Here is a 17,667-nt window from a genome sequence, read left to right on the forward strand (position 1 = left end):
TTTAACGCGATATAAATTTATGCCTCTAAAGCTGTCGTCACTTTTTGTAGTTACTTAATGCTTCTGGATGTAATTTGCGTGAAAAGTTATTAAAATTGAGACCTTATAACTAATTTTGTACACGTTATTTTAAATTTCAAAGAAGGCCTTAATATTGATGGATTTTTAAATGTTAGGTCTAGACTAAATACAGAATGTGTAAAAAGGTATAGTTGATGGAAAGAATTTCTAATGATCCTCTACACGGTATTACCCTAGAGGCTATCTTGAATAGTTTATTGATTTGTTATGGCTGGAAAGGCTTGGAGGAAAGAGTCAAGATTAATTGCTTTTCTTCGAACCCCAGCATCAAATCAAGCCTTAAATTCCTGCGCAAAACACCATGGGCAAGGACTGAAATTGAAGCCCTTTATATTGCTTCCCTAAAAAGTAAAAAAATTGTGACAACCCATAATTACTGGAGTAATAAATAATATGAAAGATATTTTCATTAATAAAGATCACGTTGAACTTTTTAAAATTCTTAAATTTGAAGGGGTTAATTCCATATAGCGCTGGGTTTATTTATACAAATCAAGGAATTGTCGGGCCAAGGCCTAGGGAGTATTTGAACTAAATGAAGAAAACTCTTCGTGGAATCATGGAGTTTATCATAAAAACGGAGTGGCTTTTATTTGAACTATAATTGAATAAATGGGAATAGGTATTCCGGAGAATTCGATTATGAAGAGTCTTGATGATTTAAAGTCACTTGATGCGTTGAAAGAAGGTCTTGAAAAACACAGCGTTCTCAATGTATATCTTTGGTTGAAATACAAATATGGAGAACTCTATCGCCAATTCCCCACTTCTGAGGCACGAGAAACCACTACCTTTATCCAAGCTCGTGATGCGCTTAATACCGAGATCATCGGAAAACTGACTCAAAGCGAGTACAATCGGCCAGCAAAACAGGCACTGCGTAATTTTTATGAACTATGCCAGCACATCCTCAATAAAATTGAGATGAAGATTTTAGTTGAGGATGAGGTGGCGGATGAAACTTTATTAACGAATGAATCCCTAAAAAATGAAATCCTTCGTTTGCAGATGGTCAGGTGCGGTATCTATCTGTTTAACTTTTCCAATGTTCAGAACGAGTACAACCGGAATCAACAGTCTGAAGGTCATGATGTCCTTCAATATGAAGAGGGGTTAGTGGTTGGGCAACAAATTAATAACCATGAGGTCCTGATTGGCAGTGACAGGTTTTCAGGGTTAAGAGGAAATAGCTTAAAGACAGCGATCATGAACGAGTTGACCATCAGAATAAACGATTGTCCACGAGATCTTTTGTCTGGCTTTATCGAACGGATTAGGGACTCATATGAGTATCAGTTGCTTCAGACTCGACAGAGTCCCTTATTGCTGGGAACTTTTTTTAAAAGTCAAACAGACTCCATTACTGAACTGGAGCGGATGTTTGATGAAGTAAAAATACCTGGACCGAAAATATAATCAAGTCACAAGTTGCCCGTTGAGTATCTGTTTTTGAAGATTAATTCGAAGCAATCGGAAGGGTGAAACGAAAGGTTGCTCCTTTGCTTTTCACATTTTCTACCCAAATTTGCCCTTCGTGCGCGGCAATAATCTTCTGACAAATGGCTAAACCCAAACCCAGCCCATGTTCTGTAATGTCGTCTTTGCCCCGATAAAATTTTTTAAATAATTTATTTTTCTCTTCATTGGATATACCTGAGCCGAAATCTTCAATACTGATCACCAGCTGATGTTCTTGGCTATGTACTGAAATATGAATCGGAGTATCAGGAGGTGAATATTTAATGGCATTATCAAAGAGGTGAATAAATACTTCCTTGATCATTTGTGGATCTGCCTGGACAAGGGGTACCTGTTCGGGAATATTGGTTTGTACCGTTCTTTTGTCGAGTCTGTTTTTTGACGATTCAATGACAGAATGAATCACGTCAACGATGGAGGTGGGAGTTTTTTTAAAGAGTATTTTTTCTGATTCCAATTGAATTATCAGGTTAAGATTCGTATTTAATCTGTTGAGTTTATCGATTTCATAATCGATATTTTCTTCAATAATTCTGACTTTTGCTCCTTCGATTTTTTTTAAACCATTCACTGCTTTGATCACTTGTTTGAGAGGGGAACTTAAATCATGCACAATGGTTTGAAGCAATGCTGAACGTGCTTTATCTGTTTCTTGTTCAAGATCTTTTTTTCGCTCTTTATCTTGTAATCGATCAACTTCCAAAGCTAAAGATACATGACTAATACACGATTGTAACAGTTTCATTTGTTCAGGAGTAAAGAGTTGCCCATCTTTGGGTTGAATTCTTAAAACGCCAATGGTTTCAACTGACGATGTAATCGGAAGATATAAGGCTTTTGAGAATGAAAGGGTATCTGTACCTAGCCCAGCCGGTTGCGTCATTTCAAATACCCATTGAGCGATACCGTATTCTTTTAAATCCAAAGTCTCGAAAAAGGGGGTATAGGAAGAGGGTTTTAGCTGGTTATTTTTAGGAATGAGTATCAGTACGTCGCTTTTAAAGACTTTCGAAATAAAGTTGGTTCCTAACTCGATGATGTGCTCATCTCCTCGTGTTCTGGTTAATTGACGATTCAAAGTATAGAGTGCGGTCGTCTGATTTTGAGTTATACGTGATGATTCGGCCTGGCGTCGAGCAAGTATGGTTAAATTACTAATAATTTGAGAGATAATCAGCATGATCAACAGAGTAAAAAAATATTCTTTATCGGATACTGCGAAACTTTTAACAGGGGGAACAAAGAAAAAGTCAAAAGCCAGGACGCTAAGAATCGAGGACAGAATAGAAGGCCCCAGTCTTCCCAATAAGGCAGTAACAGTTACACCTAACAAATACACCATAACTAAATTGCTGGAAGTCATAACGGGTTCAATCAGGAGATTAATTTCGGTAACCAAGGCCACTATGGCAATAGAAATTCCGTATGATTTCCATGAAAAAGTCTCTGGTTCAGCCTTTTTTTCTGGTTGGGGTTTGGTTTCCTCACCAGTGATCACATAAACGTCAATGTCACCACTTTGACGTAATACTTCATCAGAGAGATTCTTGCGAAACCAGCCTTTCCAGCGACTTAAAACATGTTTCCATATAATAATTTGCGTTACATTTTGCTCACGGGAAAAATTAATAATTTCTTTAACGATGTCAAAACCTGTTAAAACAAAGGTTTGAGCACCCAGAAGTTCTGCCAGACGCAAATTTTGGATGGCGCTGTTTCGTTGTTGGGATGATGAACGCAGCGTGGGAGTATCAACATAGACTGCTATCCATTCCGCCTGTAAGCTATTAGCTATACGTTTTGCCGAACGAATCAAGCTTTGCACTTCAGGCTTGGGACCGACGCAGACTAAAATTTTATCGCTAGTTGCCCAAATTTCCTTTATGCCAGCATCTTGTCGGTACATTTGGGCATCAAATCCCACCCGGTTTGCAGTAATACGTAAAGCCAGTTCACGTAATGCAATCAAATTGCCTTTTCGAAAAAAATGTTCTCCCGCGAGTTCAGCCTGCTTGGGAAAATAAATTTTTCCATCCTGAAGTCGTTTTAGTAATTCTTCCGGAGGAAAGTCAATGAGCTCAATTGCATCTGCTCGTTCTATCATTGAATCGGGAACGGTCTCTTTGATTGGCGCTTGAATGATGCGGGCAACATCATCCTTTAAGCTTTCAATATGCTGTACATTAAGGGTGGTGTAAACGTCAATGCCTTTGTCCAGAAGTTCTTTGATATCCTGCCATCTTTTTTCATGCCGTAAACCGGGAACATTGGTATGAGCCATTTCATCAACTAAAATGAGGCCTGGGTGGCGTTTCAATGCTGCATCAAGATCGAATTCCTCACACATTCTGTCTTTATAGTTGACGGTCAGGCGAGGCATTTTTTCCAATTGTTCCAACATGGCCTCTGTATCAACCCGCCCATGAGACTCTGCGATGCCAACAATCACGTCAAGGTTTTTGGATCTTTTTTCAAGCGCATCATGCAGCATGGCGTAGGTCTTGCCTACTCCAGGAGCTGCTCCAAGATAAATCTTTAGTTTCCCTCGTTGCTCTTTGAGTTCTTCTTTCTGTATCTGTTGCAAAAATTGTTCAGGACTCAGGCGTTGATTGACCATCACTCATCCTTAAGTTATCCAATGCCAGGTTTAACTTTAAAACATTAACCCGTTGCTCACCTAATAGATAGAACGTGCGATGTTCAATATGTTTTTGTACAAGATCTTCAAGTACTTGTTCTGGAATATGGCGCGCATTAGCAATTCTTGGAATTTGGTACCTTGCCGCCAGAGGGCTAATTTCCGGATCCAGACCACTTCCAGAGGCAGTAACTAAATCAACCGGGACTAGATTGTTTGATTCCGAATCCAATTTTTTCAGTTCAGCTACTCTTTCTTTTACGGTTAACAAAAAACTCGGGTTTGAAGGGCCGCTGTTTGATCCTGAAGAGGCTTCACCATTATAGGGAAATAATGGGGTAGCTGATGGACGACCCCAAAAATAACCTGGAGAGGTAAATGATTGTCCGATTAATAACGATCCTACAGGCTTTCCATCTTGAGAAATAATGCTTCCATTGGCTTGCCATGGGAACACAAACTGTGCCACTCCGGTTACAACAAGCGGATAGATTAATCCGGTTAATACCGTTAACAGTACAAGTAAAACAAATGCTGCTCTTATTTGTCTGACAGCTTCTTTAAACATAGTGTGTCCTTATACCAATCCTAAGCCTGATAAAATAAAATCAATGAATTTAATGCAGAAAAATGGAACTATCAAACCGCCTAAACCATAAACCAAGACATTCGAGCGCAGCAGTTTGGCCGCCTCCACATGTCGATATTTCACTCCACGCAAAGCCAGTGGAATTAAAAAAATGATAATGAGCGCATTATAAATAACAGCGGATAAAATAGCGCTTTTGGGTGTGGCTAAATGCATTATATTCAGTGTGTTTAATGCAGGATAAGTTGCTGCGAATGCCGCAGGAAGAATAGCAAAGTATTTTGCTACGTCATTCGCGATGCTAAATGTCGTTAATGCCCCTCGGGTCATTAATAATTGTTTGCCAATTTCAACTATTTCAATCAGCTTGGTTGGGTTGGAATCCAAATCGATCAGATTACCGGCTTCTTTTGCAGCTTGAGTACCCGTGTTCATCGCAACCGCTACATCTGCCTGTGCCAAGCCAGGGGCATCGTTCGTTCCATCACCTGCCATGGCAACTAAATTGCCCTTGGCTTGCAATTGACGAATCAGTTTCAATTTATCTTCGGGTTTTGCATTAGCTAAAAAATCATCCACTCCCGATTCTGCGGCAATGGCTGCAGCGGTGAGCTCATTATCGCCAGTCACCATGATGGTTTTGATACCCATGCGCCTTAATTGCATGAAGCGCTCTTTAATGCCTCCTTTGATAATGTCTTTTAAATGGATAACGCCCAGCGCCTGGCTACCCTCTGTGACAACAAGAGCGGTTCCTCCCTTTCGTGAGATCTGTTCCACAGTACTTTGTACGGATTCCGGTAAATGGCTGCCAAGCTCTGTAAGATACTCTTCCATTGCAATGGAGGCTCCCTTACGTATCTGTCGACCAGGTAAATTTGCACCACTCATGCGCGTTTCTGCTGCAAAGGGAATAAAGGTTGCACCCAGTTGAGTCAAATCCCGTCCGCGCAGCCCATATTTATTTTTTGCCAATATGACGATACTTCTTCCTTCGGGAGTTTCATCGGCAAGTGATGCCAATTGAGCGGCATCGGTTAAGGTTCCTATGCTGACTCCATCAGCAGGTATAAATTCTATGGCTTCACGATTTCCCAGGGTAATGGTTCCCGTTTTATCGAGCAGCAAGACATCGACATCACCGGCTGCTTCAACGGCATTGCCGGACATGGCAATGACATTGGCCTGAATCATCCTGTCCATGCCAGCAATTCCGATTGCTGAAAGCAATCCGCCTATAGTCGTTGGCGCCAAACAAACAAACAAGGCGACAAGAACGGTGATCGACACCACTTGTCCTGCATGTGCGGAATGAACGCTGTAAATAGAAAAGGGCAGAAGGGTGGTACAAACCAATAAAAAGATAATCGTAAGGGTAGCAAGCAGTATCGTCAGTGCCAGTTCATTGGGTGTTTTCTGTCTTTTTGCCCCTTCAACCAGAGCGATCATGCCATCTAAAAAAGTCTCTCCGGGGTTAGACGTGATGCGTATAATTAACCAATCCGAGATAACCTGTGTTCCTCCAGTAACTGCATTGCGATCCCCTCCGCTTTCTCTGATTACTGGCGCACTTTCACCGGTAATGGCGCTTTCATTAACTGAGGCAATTCCCTCAATGACTTCACCGTCACTTGGAATAAAATCGCCCATTTCAACCAATACTATATCGCCTGCACGTAAAAGAGCGGATTGGACTAATGTAATTTTGCCGTCCCGGGATGGTTTAGATAGTTTTTTGGCTTGAATTTCCCGTCGTGCTTTTTTTAATGACTGAGCCTGGGCTTTTCCACGGCCTTCGGCCATACTTTCTGCAAAATTGGCAAAAAACAAGGTGATCCACAGGAGTAATGTAATTGCTAAAATAAAACCAGGAGAGGATTCGCCTTTCCCTGTCACAGATTGGATGAACAGGAGTGTGGACAGAATGGAGCCAATATAAACACAGAACATTACCGGATTGCGTACCTGGTTTTGAGGTACCAGTTTTGTAATGGATTGCCATACCGCCTGTTTGATAATTTTAATGTCCCACATGGAACGGTGATGTTTATTGTCCATAATATCCCCCAAGCATCAACTGTTCAGCAATTGGTCCTAATGCCAAGGCTGGAAGAAACGAAAGGGCGCCGATAAGAATCAGGACGCCGAGAAGCAGAAAAATAAAAAGAGGCGTATGAGTAGCCAGTGTCCCAGCGCTGCTGATGGTGATTTTTTTTCGCGCCAGCGAGCCTGCAATCGCCATGATGGAAATAGCTATCCAGTATCTGGATATTAACATCATGGCACCGCCTAATATGGTGTAAAATGGAGTGTTTGCATTCAGGCCTTCAAACGCACTGCCATTATTACTGCCCATGGATGTAAAGGCGTAAAGGATTTCACTAAAGCCATGGGCTCCAGGGTTGGCAATTGTACTGGTACCCATCTGGGTCACTGAACCCACCGCAGTAGAAAGTAGCACCGTCAGCGGCAGGATTAAGACCGCTATTGCGGCCATTTTCATCTCAAATGGCTCGATTTTTTTTCCTAAGTATTCAGGCGTTCGTCCAACCATTAAGCCTGCGATAAATACAGTAATGATCACCAGCATGAGCATGCCGTATAAACCTGAACCTACCCCACCAAAGATTACTTCACCCAAATGCATCATCCATAAAGGAACAAAGCCTCCAATGGGAGTATAGGAATCAAGCATGGAATTCACGGAGCCATTAGCTGCCGCAGTGGTTGCTGTAGTCCATAGTGCGGAATTGACAATCCCGAATCGGGTTTCTTTTCCTTCCATGTTGCCGCCAGGGAATCCATCCAATTGGCTTACCTGATTTACTCCCATTTGAGTCAACGTAGGGTTACCTGTTTGCTCTGAATACACGCCAAGAAAAACAAACGGAATAAACATGAGGTACATTGCTGTCAGAATAGCCCAACCTTGACGCTTGTCGTTAACCATCATTCCAAAGCTGTAACATAAGGAGGCCGGGATGAGCAGGATCGCCAGCATTTCTAAAAAATTGGTTAGCGGGGTTGGATTTTCAAAGGGATGGGCTGAATTGACATTAAAAAAGCCGCCTCCGTTAGTTCCTAATTGTTTGATTGCCACTTCAGACGCTACTGGCCCCATTGGAATGACCTGTTGCGTTACATTTATGTTCTCTGTGTTTGGCGTATTATTTACAATGGGTTGCGTATAATTAAACGGCTGAATTAAATGAACGGTTTGGTTGGGTTTTAAATTTTGTATGACTCCTTGTGACACCAGGATTAAGGCAAAAAGGAATGAGAGAGGTAACAGGATGTACAGTATTCCTCGCAGGGTATCTACCCAAAAATTTCCAAGATCAGTGCTTTCGTGATTTACAATTCCTCGAGTTAAGGCCATTAATAAGGACATGCCCGTTGCCGCTGAGAGGAAATTTTGCGATGTCAGGGCGAGCATTTTAGTGAGATAGCTCATTGTTGTATCGTTGCTATAGGCTTGCCAATTCGAATTCGTAGCAAAACTGACTGCTGTATTAAATGCCAAATATGGTGAAGGAGATGAATAATTTTGGGGGTTTAACGGTAGGAACACTTGAAGTCTTTGCACCAGGTAGACTGTTAATAAACCGAGTACGTTAAACAGCAGCATTGCTGATAAATAGCGTTTCCAATCCATAGCCTGATTGGGATCAATACCGCACAGCTTGTATATGAGTCGTTCTATGGGGCTGCCAATACGATTTATTGCAGAGAGTTTCCCTTGATAAACCCTAGCCATATACCAGCCTAATGGCTTAACCAATAAAAGAAGAACCAAAAGATAGAAAGCAATTTGCATCATGCTCGTTTCAGAAATCATAGAATCCATTCCCTATATGAAGGCTAAAAAAGTTCGGGTTTAAATAAAACGATCAATAAATAAATCAGTAAGCCTAAAGTAATTAGTCCGCTAATCCAATAAATATCCATTATTCGCTCCGTGATAATGAATCATAAAATCTGATTACGCCTTTGCAAAGACAAAAAAACAGTACTGTAGATAAAATAAATAGAATATCTTCCATAATGTTCTCTATGTGTTAAGAAAATGATAAAACATCATCCGGTTATTGGTACAATTCAATTCTTGTTGCTTTTCATCACTGATAATTTAGCAGAATAATGCTCGGAATATCAGAGGTTGTTGATATTTGATTTATAGATGCAGTATTTATGCCATATTTTTAATGGATTTTAAGGTTACAAGAAACCTGCATCAATTGGGATGCAGGTGAATTAGGGGCTGTTGAAATCTGAATTGTCAACGACCCTAATGTTAAGCAAAAAATAAATAGAGAGATCCTGTGTTTGCTGTCTTTATGATGCTCGGAGCGAGACAACGCGCAGTCGGTGACTATCTCGATCCAGAGCAAGAAATGTATAACCATAGGGCAGGGACATTGGGGGTTGCGCCATCTTGATGCCTTTCATTTGCCATTCTGCAAATAATTCATCAACCTGCGTGGTATTTTCAACTGTGAATGCTAATTCAACACCGTCTTTGTTGTAGGCTGCCGGGATAGCGGTATGCATTGCTTTTAACGCCAGACTCATTCCATTGGATAAGGGGAATGAATGGAATGATGATGACGCTTCTACCGGTTTAATTTTTAGTAAATCCTGATAAAAGCTGCTGCTTAATTCAAGATCATCGACATAAAGCACAATTGCGTTTGGTTCAAACATAATGAGTTCCTTGGTATGGAGTTATAGTTATGACTGAACTCAGTTTATTACTTTATACTGACAATTTTTGTCAGTAGTGAATGCCTAAAAATTGACAAATGGCGCAGCAATTTTGTTGGGTCATGGTGACCCAACTGCTGCTGTGGCTTATAAGAGGGCTGATTAAGAACATTTATACGGTGACTACAATTTTCCCGATTTGTTCATTGGATTCCATATATTGATGAGCATTAACGATCTGATCCAGAGAGAAGGTCTTAGCTATAATCGGTTTAAATGTGCCTTTTTTAATATGATTGAATATGTATTGTTCTGCTTTTTTACGCAGCTCAGATACTGTTGACAGTTCAAATAATGTATAAGCTCTTATCGATAAGCCTTTGTTTAATGCTGTAAAAAGCGGATAGGGCGTGGCTTCATGTGACAACGCACCATAAACAAAAATGATACCCTGGGATGCCGCGGCTTCAGCAAGTGCTTCAAGCCCTTTTCCAGCTACCGGATCAAAAATAAGTCGTGCACCTTTACCTGAGGTGATTTCATGAACACGAGCAGGTATATTCTCCTCATCAGTGACAATCACATGGTCTGCTCCCAGTTTTAATAACTCGGCTTTTTTCTTTTGAGTTCGAGTGGTTGCAATGCTGATGGCTCCTTCTGCTTTTACAATCTCAATTGCTGCTATTCCGACACTGCTACTGGCCGCAGTGATTAAAACATAATCGCCTTTTGTGATTTTGCCATAATGAACTAAAGCGCCATAGGCGGTCATGTATGGCATCCAGATTGAGGTTGACTCGGCGAAAGAAAGTTCTTCGGGGTATTCTGCAAGCGCATATGCAGGAACAACGGCCACTTCTCCATAAACACCGTATTTGCTGATATCAAAACAAGGAACAGTACTGAATTTTTTAGCTATTATTCCTGGGTCAACTCCAGGACCTACTGCTTCAACGATACCTGAGGCTTCATAACCAATTTTGGATGGTAACTGCGGATTTACAAGATACTGTCCACGGCGAAACATCACTTCAGCCCGATTTAAACCAATTGCATGTACACGCAGTCGTACTTCTCCAGCTTCGGGTTCGGGTAATGGCATTTCCTCTAATTGCAACACTTCAGGACCGCCAGTTTTGTGAAAGCGAACAATCTTGGTCGTTGTTATTGACATAGTATTTCCTTATGAAGAGATTGAAAAATGATGGGAAGTGCACACATGCCTCATCGAGAAGGATATTCTAAGTGCTTATATGTCATTAAGTAAACTGGAACTACAGACAGTGCTCTACCTGAGGATGTTGAACCTTAGGAATGAGTTGATAAATTGCCACCCCATCCTGGTGATTCATCTGCAATTGATTTATTTTGCTACACTTAGAGTATAAATAACCAGGTTGCTGCTCAATACCATGCAAAATATTCCGATTGAAATTGCAGGTCAAATAATTAAACCGGGAACCAGAACTTGTGTGACCTTACCTTCAGCAAGCCTTTATACCCAGAGTAATATGGATATCCCGGTCCATGTGTTTCATGGGAAAAAAGCCGGCCCCAAGGTATTTATCATTGGTACTATCCACGGCGATGAACTGAATAGCATCGAAATTATCAGACGAGTTCATCATCATTCTGTATTGAAGCATCTGCACGGCACATTAATTACAATTCCTGTGGCTAATATTTTTGGCTTTATTTTGCAATCACGTTATTTGCCTGACAGGAGGGATTTGAATCGAGCGTTTCCAGGTTCTAAATCAGGTTCTCTTGCTGCGCGACTTGCCGACATTTTGATCAATGAAGTAGTCGTCAAATGCAATTATGGGATTGATTTACATACTGGCGCAATTGGGCGTATTAATATGCCGCAATTGCGCGTCAATCTGGAAACCCCGGGCGCCAGGGACTTGGCTTTGGCTTTCGATGCACCCGTCATTATCGATGCTAAAATTCGTGATGGTTCGCTTAGAGAGGCGGCAAGCGAATTAGGTATTCCTCTCCTGGTTTATGAAGGTGGAGAAGCATTACGGTTTAATGAGCTGTGTATCCGGATGGGAGTTAGAGGAATACTTAAAGTGCTCACTTTATTAGGAATGATTGCCAAACCCAAAAGTAGCAAACGAAAGAAATATGAGCCTGTCATTACTGAAACAAGCCGTTGGGCGCGAGCGCCAGGAAGCGGGTTGGTGCAGCCTATAGTTGATCTGGCTCAAGCAGTGCAAAAAGATGATCCTCTTGGGTACATACATGATCCTTTTTTAATGAATAAAACCATTACGGTAAAAGCCCCGTTTGGCGGTATAGTGATCGGCAAAACCAATCTCCCATTGGTTAATGAAGGCGATGCCATGTATCACATTGCCAGCTTTGAAGAAATTGAAAAAGTATCGGCGTTCATTGAAGACCTGCAAAATCAGGTGGATGACGCAATCGATCCTTTGAACGATAATTAATTGACATGTATTCAAACAGTTTATTTGCCTCCAAAACAGGTATTGAGGGTGACGGCATTGTCTTTCGGTAGCCAGTGACCGTAATTTTCTCCATGCCAAAGACGGGTTTCTTCTAGTTTTGCTTCAACAATTTGTTTTGTGAGTCCTTTTCGTTCAATCCATTGGGCACAACGCTTTTTAATTTGTCTGCGAATTTGGCCGCGCATAAATGAGTAACGACAAGGGTTGTAGGCTTCATTGAAATTATCCGAGATGTAAGGCTTTAACAGGTTCTCTTTGTTGATGTGTTGTGCAAACTCCCATTGATTATTCTTTAGTACCAGAATTGGCGGAAGAGTTTTGTTTCCTATTTTTACGGGATGACCAATATTCATATAAAATTTCCAGCCAGCGTAGTTGGCCGATAAATCTCCATTGGAATAAACGCCGTTAATCAAGGTACCTAAGTAGGTTTGTTCCAGGATTTGACCGTAAGTGACAATCGCTGCATGGGCTTTTTTAGCAGATTTTCCATGATTCAGGAAATACATATAAATTTTATAATACGTATGGCCCATCATAAAAAAATGCCCTAACTTGTCAGTACCAAAATAATAGTCGTACATATTGATTGTTGGTGCCAGGCCAATAATAAACAGAGGAGATTGTGAAAAAACCAGCCAGTATACTGTGTTCCAGGGCTTGAATTCTTTATATTGCATGGGCTTGATGTCGACTGGTAACTGGCTCCAGCGCATCCAGCGGGGAAAGCCAGGTCCTGTTTTTTCATAAATTAAATCAACGAGATAGGAATCATTATGCCTTGACGCCAATTTTGCAGCGGCAAGCCGACTGTTTTTGGCTCTTGGCAGCAGCATTCGGATTTCTGAATTGGTTTGCGCTACTATGTGTTCCAGAACTTCATACAGTCTGCTGCTTGCAGCCGGACCAATGTCTTGCAATTCACCAGGGGGAAGAGTGAATTGATCGGTTTCTTCCGCTTGAGTGGTCTGTATCCAGCAAATGCTTAGTAATACAATGAAACAGAACATCCTTTTTAACATCATAATTCCTTTTCCTGCCGTGAGTCAGTACCAACATTAGAATACACATTTCGTCTTATTGTCTACAGTTCCTCAGAATTTAAAGGAAGGCGCATATATTAGATTCTTTTTTATTTTAGTTAATGATTAAATAATGTGCATTTTGCTATAATTAAATCATGCTCACTCGGTTTGATGGCGCTGTAATGGTTCAATCACACAAAGAAATGGCACACATCCTGGGGTTGAAATCAAATCCTTTTTTTTCCATGATTAAAAATGAAGGATGGTATGTATCTGAGGCAATAAAAAGCATCAAAAACCGGTTTCAACAGTTAAAACAAGAGGAACATAACAACGATACGGATCTGAATTTTCATCCACTTAATGTTGGAAGTCTCTTGAATGGTTCATCTAAAATAGCTCGTTTGAACCATGGTGAATACATAGGATTTTCAACTGGTTGGCTTGGGTTGGATTTATCTGAATTTATGAAGGGAAGTTCACCGTTTAGTGGCCATGCTTACACACTTCATGCTGTTAAAGAAGGTGATGTAACTCACTTTATCTATGTGAACAGGGGAGAACGTCATATTGCGGATTCAACTTTTCACTACCTCCCTTCGGAACAAGAGAATGGCCAATTGGTTATTCATGAGGATGATTCAAACAATATACCCACAGTCATGGTATTTACCGTCCCTAATACAGAAGCTGAATCTTTTGCCAATGAACTGATAAGTGCTTCATTCTCCATCGGAATTGAAGGTCGACAACAAATGTCCAGGTTTTTAAATCAAAAACGGGCGGAGCAACTGGCACATCCTGAAGATGAACATGTTATTACAGCCAATAACCTTACCAGGATAATTACAAAAAAAGATCAAAAAACGGGAAACTGTACTATAGCAAACTCCAATATATCCTGGCATTTCCAACTGGCCTCTGATTATATGAATCAAGAAAGGCAGAAGGGACGAGTCATCAGTTTTGCCCAAGCATATGAAGCGACACGCGAAGAATATAAAAAAATGAGAAGAGATGATCGTGTACAGGCTTTTATATATCTGGCAAACGACAGAGAATCTTATTTATCGAAGGATGCTTATTTTTATAATTATTTAGAGGCTCTTAAGAAATTTCAAAATAAAGATCAGGCAAATCAAGAAATCAAGCATGTCGACACGCTTATTGAGGAAGCTAAAAAAGATGAGCAAACACTTATTAATGTAATCAAACCCTTGGTTAGCGAAGATTTTTCAATAAACTGTCAAAGATATGTTGATGTACTTGCTGAACGCAACAAAAGGATGTGCCAGAGCTTTTTGATGAAACACCCGAATCACGCACATGCCGATAATATTAGATTTTCAATGAATCAATATCCTTCTTATCTATGGTTTGCGGCTGAAAAAGCCCGAGATCAGATTCTGGAGATTGCATTTAAAGAATTGCCGGAACATACACAGAATCATCTGGTAGAAAAAGACAGTTCCTTGCTTAAATACGCAACTGAAACAGTACAAAATGCATTTCTTAGTAAAGATTTTAATCAATACTCCTTGTTTGCCTCTACTGATTTAAAAGACAAGCATCCGCAAAAAGCCTATGCAGATGAACAGTGCCAGGGAGTGACTCCTGATTTGATTCAGTCAGAGATTTCCTACCAGGATTTTTGTGTTAATACGGTCAGGGAAAGGAAGACCGACACCAATATCATGTTGGCAGGCAGTGCGGCCCAAAAAGAAGCCAGAATTAACAATCAAATTAGGGCTTTATGCTCTTATGCACAACGAGGGGATCAGGCTAATGCCAAAAAAGCATTTGAATCACTTTGTTTGACTTGCTGTGAACGACGGCTCAAGATACCTGGTCGGGCAAAGTATTCCTCTGATACACAATCAGTCCATTGGTTAATGAATAAACTCAGTTCAGATGATCGTACTGTAAATACGCTAAGAGGAATATTAGGTATTGAACCGGAACAATTAAAGGACAAGGTTGATGCTATTGTGGCGCGAGGCAATCAACAGAGTGCCCCTGGATCTGTTGTCTCAACTCAATCGAGAATAGACAGAAATGAGCAGAGATATGGTGTTGAACGCAGGAGTATGAGTGAGCACTCAATAGAACTTCATAATGAATTCAAAGCAATATTAGAAAGTCCTGATATGATTGAACCCGGCAGGAGGTTGAAACCAGTTTATTATCCCAATGTGTGTGATTTATTAATCGCAATCCGGAATAATGAGGATTTATCTGCTATTAAAGAAATTGCATCTCGAGGCTTGGATGCAAACAAAGATCGATTAGAACACAATCCTGCAAGCGAGAGTGCTCAGTTAAATAATCGGATCACCATGTTTCATGCAATATGCCATGCCAATTCTCTTGAAGAAGCATTGGCTCATGTGAAAAGAAAATTTCCAAAATACAGCCTCCAATCTCCAGACGAAGTCTCTGCTTCCAGTCCTTTTCAGCCAGAACATAGAATAAAATAGTCAACATATTGTGTTACCTCTACGATGATGGGGTAATCCTGGGTAATTGATTCCTATATTTGTTTGTTATTGCTCATAGGGTTCATTTTTTTATCAAATGTTGTAGAATATGCTGTATTTATTTTTGGCAGACTTCAACTTGGAAATTAAAGAAAAAAAACTCCCTGAGCAAAAAACGTATTCTCAGAACATCGCTTTATTTGTAGCCGCTGCATTAGCCAGTTATGCATTACTTAAAAAAGGTAATTATAAAGCCGCATTAATCTTTTATCCCAAAGCAGGGGGCGGGGGAGTCAATTTTTATAAAAAGAAACCTGATGGCAAGTTGCATCGGATGTTTGCTGTAGATTATCACCCGTTCAAAGATCCAAAAACCCAACAAAATCAATGGCGTTTCCATTATCATAGAGGAAAAAATTCCAGTCAGATGAATAAACATCGACCTTATCAAGGGGGGTGGTAGTTTATAAAATCGAATACAGGCAAGGGCATTATATGATTTTTCAATAGCTCCTATTAATAACAAATCGTTCTTTTTTTGCCCTCAAAGACTTATAATGAGGCTGTAACCAATTATAGGAGTAACACAAAATGGCAACAGTTTATGAATTTTTAGGTCTTCAACCCACTGCTGATTTTAAAGAATTAAAAAAAGCATATCGTACCAAAGCGTTTGAAAATCACCCTGATCGTGGCGGTGATCAACAGGTCTTTAAGGATTTACAAAAAGCATGGTCTTTAATTGACGAAGAGGCAAAAGCTCTGGCGTATTATAATCGGTTTACCGCACAGGCAATCAAACCTGATTGGAATCAACCTGATGCAGGCCCAAGCTTTGCTTCAAGAGCACCATCACATAGTAGTTCATACTCAGCGTATTCATCAACATCTTCTGCCGAATGGGGTGCAGCTAATATTCCAACGAACCCGAACGCTTCAAAATTGCCACAAAGTACCACACCCTTTGTGCCTAAGAGTGGTGGATTTATGGGATTTTTTACGTCTCCTAATGTCGGTGATTTTATATTCCGTTCAGTTAATACTTCTCCCCTTGTCTGCTCCCGCGAGTCTTCAGATAGAGCTTTAGGCTTCGCTATAGGCAAAATTTTTGAGTATCTTGATCCGGGTTCTACCGCTAATGAATTAATAACCGCATTCAAGCAATTATTAAGCATCATGGTAGAGCATGCTGATATACATTCAGCAACAGATAACAAGAAATATTTTCTTATGAATCAGTTAGCAGAGCTTGTTGGAAAAAGGGTAACTTTGGAGAGCTATCATGTGGTCCTCGCTGATTATGCAAGAACTTATGTTTCAGTAGAAGCCGTTGCTTTGTTAACGGAACCTCAATCAGAACCTTGCAGTTCTGCTCCACAATTAGACTAATCAATCGAGCGCCCTCCATTTGTGTGGAGGGTGTTTTTTTATTGATAGTTCGTTATCATGTCATTATTCCTCTTTGAATCAATAATTACCCCAAAAGAACGATCTTATCCTCAAGTGTACTTTTTAATTCGGTCAGTTTGTTTATGTTTACTTATCATTACCATCAGCCAGAAGAATATCGTTGCAGTCTCGATTCAATTCAGTTGGCATTGTTTGTTGCAGATCAATTACGAAATCGGCACGATCTGAACCTGTTGCGCGTTCTCGATCTGTGTGCTGGTTCTGGTGTCATTGGTATGGAGCTTACCTGGCATCTACCTGAACTAAGGCATATTGAGTTTATGGATGTTCAAGCGGTTTATACGGATTATTTTTATAAAAATGTCGCTTTGATTAACAGGCCTGAGTTGCAATTACACTGGCATTTGGCTAATTATGATTGCTTAATAGAAGATCAATGGACCAATCAATTTGACTTGATCGTGAGTAATCCTCCTTATTTTCACCAAGGGCATGGAGTGCTTTCGCCTTCTGAATTTAAAAATCGTTGCCGCTTTTTTATAGACAGCACTTTTGACAATTTCATTAAGGCCTTAGCCAATTCATTGACAGTTGGTGGCGAGGCGTATTTTTTACTGCGACCATTAAAACAACATGGCTATGATTTGCTGGGTGATATCAGGAATTTATTGAGGGATACCCCATTGATTCTAAATAACATAGCCAATATTCGTGGCAATGAGGTTATTTTTTTAAAAAAAATGCTGTCATAACACTGCGATTAATCCAGGAGTCTGCTAACGGTTGACTT

15 protein-coding genes are annotated in these 17,667 nt (G+C 40.4%); 7 read left to right on the plus strand and 8 right to left on the minus strand.

What is annotated here, in order from left to right; genetic code table 11:
- Positions 1 to 215: 215 nt before the first annotated feature.
- Together G543_RS0108695 and G543_RS0108700 are read left to right on the plus strand one after the other, a co-directional pair.
- Positions 216 to 473 (plus strand): VF530 family protein, encoded by a 258-nt coding sequence (locus tag G543_RS0108695; RefSeq protein WP_028384177.1) that lies wholly within the window; start codon positions 216 to 218, stop codon positions 471 to 473.
- 250 nt (positions 474 to 723) lie between these two features.
- Entirely contained in the window at positions 724 to 1,497 is a 774-nt protein-coding gene (locus G543_RS0108700; protein WP_028384178.1) for a hypothetical protein, read from the plus strand.
- A 40-nt stretch (positions 1,498 to 1,537) separates the two neighbouring features.
- Here G543_RS0108700 and G543_RS0108705 read toward each other — a convergent pair whose 3' ends face one another.
- The 7 genes from G543_RS0108705 to G543_RS0108735 form a co-directional block, all read right to left on the minus strand.
- On the minus strand, positions 1,538 to 4,177 hold the full coding sequence (locus tag G543_RS0108705; RefSeq protein WP_028384179.1) for a sensor histidine kinase: 2,640 nt from the start codon (positions 4,175 to 4,177) through the stop codon (positions 1,538 to 1,540).
- Complete coding sequence (kdpC, locus tag G543_RS0108710; protein ID WP_028384180.1) at positions 4,152 to 4,766, minus strand: potassium-transporting ATPase subunit KdpC; 615 nt, start codon at positions 4,764 to 4,766, stop codon at positions 4,152 to 4,154. Before kdpC ends, G543_RS0108705 begins: the two co-directional genes overlap by 26 nt.
- 9 nt (positions 4,767 to 4,775) lie before the next feature.
- Positions 4,776 to 6,845, minus strand: coding sequence for a potassium-transporting ATPase subunit KdpB (gene kdpB, locus G543_RS0108715; RefSeq protein WP_028384181.1), 2,070 nt, complete (start codon positions 6,843 to 6,845; stop codon positions 4,776 to 4,778).
- Positions 6,835 to 8,625, minus strand: coding sequence for a potassium-transporting ATPase subunit KdpA (gene kdpA / locus G543_RS0108720; protein ID WP_202972357.1), 1,791 nt, complete (start codon positions 8,623 to 8,625; stop codon positions 6,835 to 6,837). Before kdpA ends, kdpB begins: the two co-directional genes overlap by 11 nt.
- A gap of 23 nt (positions 8,626 to 8,648) precedes the next feature.
- Positions 8,649 to 8,735 (minus strand): K(+)-transporting ATPase subunit F, encoded by an 87-nt coding sequence (gene kdpF / locus G543_RS19560; protein WP_035921857.1) that lies wholly within the window; start codon positions 8,733 to 8,735, stop codon positions 8,649 to 8,651.
- 387 nt (positions 8,736 to 9,122) lie between these two features.
- On the minus strand, positions 9,123 to 9,491 hold the full coding sequence (locus G543_RS0108730; protein WP_028384183.1) for a VOC family protein: 369 nt from the start codon (positions 9,489 to 9,491) through the stop codon (positions 9,123 to 9,125).
- A gap of 172 nt (positions 9,492 to 9,663) precedes the next feature.
- On the minus strand, positions 9,664 to 10,665 hold the full coding sequence (locus G543_RS0108735; protein WP_028384184.1) for a zinc-dependent alcohol dehydrogenase family protein: 1,002 nt from the start codon (positions 10,663 to 10,665) through the stop codon (positions 9,664 to 9,666).
- Between the two features lie 238 nt (positions 10,666 to 10,903).
- Here G543_RS0108735 and G543_RS0108740 point away from each other — a divergent pair, with 238 nt between their 5' ends.
- Positions 10,904 to 11,944: a succinylglutamate desuccinylase/aspartoacylase family protein gene (locus G543_RS0108740; protein WP_028384185.1), complete on the plus strand. Its 1,041-nt coding sequence runs from the start codon at positions 10,904 to 10,906 to the stop codon at positions 11,942 to 11,944.
- Positions 11,945 to 11,964: 20 nt separating this feature from the next.
- On the opposite strand, the gene G543_RS0108745 is transcribed toward G543_RS0108740, so the two are convergent.
- Positions 11,965 to 12,990: a hypothetical protein gene (locus G543_RS0108745; RefSeq protein WP_028384186.1), complete on the minus strand. Its 1,026-nt coding sequence runs from the start codon at positions 12,988 to 12,990 to the stop codon at positions 11,965 to 11,967.
- Positions 12,991 to 13,172: 182 nt separating this feature from the next.
- On the opposite strand from G543_RS0108745, the gene G543_RS0108750 reads away from it, so the two are divergent.
- From G543_RS0108750 to G543_RS0108765, 4 genes are all read left to right on the plus strand, one after another.
- Positions 13,173 to 15,467, plus strand: coding sequence for a hypothetical protein (locus G543_RS0108750; protein ID WP_133141382.1), 2,295 nt, complete (start codon positions 13,173 to 13,175; stop codon positions 15,465 to 15,467).
- Positions 15,468 to 15,576: 109 nt separating this feature from the next.
- The gene (locus G543_RS0108755) at positions 15,577 to 15,930 is read left to right on the plus strand and encodes a hypothetical protein (protein WP_028384188.1); all 354 of its coding nucleotides are present in this window, start codon (positions 15,577 to 15,579) and stop codon (positions 15,928 to 15,930) included.
- Positions 15,931 to 16,058: 128 nt separating this feature from the next.
- Complete coding sequence (locus tag G543_RS0108760; protein ID WP_028384189.1) at positions 16,059 to 16,856, plus strand: J domain-containing protein; 798 nt, start codon at positions 16,059 to 16,061, stop codon at positions 16,854 to 16,856.
- Between the two features lie 143 nt (positions 16,857 to 16,999).
- On the plus strand, positions 17,000 to 17,629 hold the full coding sequence (locus G543_RS0108765; protein WP_035921860.1) for a methyltransferase: 630 nt from the start codon (positions 17,000 to 17,002) through the stop codon (positions 17,627 to 17,629).
- Positions 17,630 to 17,667: the final 38 nt, after the last annotated feature.

Origin of the sequence: Legionella moravica DSM 19234 (genome assembly GCF_000423305.1) — a bacterium.
In the GTDB taxonomy this organism is placed as follows: Bacteria; Pseudomonadota; Gammaproteobacteria; order Legionellales; family Legionellaceae; genus Legionella; species Legionella moravica.